General features: G+C 63.2%; 1 protein-coding gene. It reads right to left on the reverse strand.

What is annotated here, in order from left to right; genetic code table 11:
* Positions 1-49 precede the first annotated feature (49 nt).
* Positions 50-862 carry an AAA family ATPase gene (locus tag RR49_RS00045; protein WP_045245673.1) on the reverse strand — a complete coding sequence of 271 codons (813 nt, stop codon included), beginning with the start codon at positions 860-862 and terminating at the stop codon, positions 50-52.
* Positions 863-1,037: the final 175 nt, after the last annotated feature.

Here is a 1,037-nt window from a genome sequence, read left to right on the forward strand (position 1 = left end):
TTGTGGAGTTTGCCGCTCTTTGGCGGTGTTCTGTGATCGCTTTGTGTCGCTAATTGCCGATGACGAGGATGCTGGCGGCGGCTTCGATGACGTCGTCGGTGATGGTGTCGAGCTGGTTGATCTTGAGTACCCGGTTGATCTGAGGGAAGAGCCGTTCGAGGAGGCGAAAGTTGCCTCGGGTGATGCGTTCGATCGCGGCGATGGCTTGCGCGTCGGTGAAGTCGTCAGGGTCGAGAGTCCTGCCGAGTCGCTTCCAGTGGCGATCGAGAACGAAGAGGAGCTCTTCACGGCCGAGGGCACGGTAGTGGTGTGAGAAGCCGAGGCGGCTGTAGAGCTGGGGGTAGTGGCGGAAGCGTTCGTCGACGCCGGGCATGCCGATCAGGATCATCGCGAGGTGGGTGCGGTCGTGCCGGTCCCGAAGAAGCTCCAGGGCGGTGGGGGTGAGCCGTTCGGCTTCGTCGATGATGAGCAGCTCGACGAGGCGAGTGACGTCGTTCTGCCTGACCACTTCCCCGTCGGGCATGAGGGAGCGGAGGTGCTCGTCGGCGCAGATCCCGACTTTGATCTGCCAGTGGTCGATGTCGTGCATGAGGTCCTTGGGCCGGCAGAGGACTTCGGGTGTGTAGAAGACGGTGCGGGATCGGTTCGCCAGGGCGTAGTGCTTGGCGTCGTGATCACCTCTCGGTCCCCATGCGTTGATATACGGCTCGAGTGCGTCCCAGTTCGCGTAGCGGCGGGCGGAGTTGGTCTTCCCGACGCCGGCGGCGCCGTGGCAAATCCCGATGGTCTTCTCCTTTCGGACGGCGTTGGCGAACTCGGTGAAGCGTCGGTGTTCTTTGGTGACGATGAATGCTTGGTTCATCACTCATCCTCTTCGTAGGTGCGCAACTTCGGCCGCCGTTTGCTGGGTTCGGGGGTGCGAAGTTCCTCGCGGGTGGCAACGATCGGGATGCGGTCGTTGATGGCTCGCCGCAGCTGCTTGCGGCGGGCGCGGCGGGCGGTTTCGATGTCGCGGAGGCTGAGGCGAAGGTTGGGGT

This window comes from Microbacterium ginsengisoli, from assembly GCF_000956535.1.
Taxonomy (GTDB): domain Bacteria; phylum Actinomycetota; class Actinomycetes; order Actinomycetales; family Microbacteriaceae; genus Microbacterium; species Microbacterium ginsengisoli.

Excerpts from the sequence above, each read along its gene's own strand:
- RR49_RS00045 (WP_045245673.1), bottom strand. The coding sequence starts at position 862 with ATGAACCAAGCATTCATCGTCACCAAAGAACACCGACGCTTCACCGAG.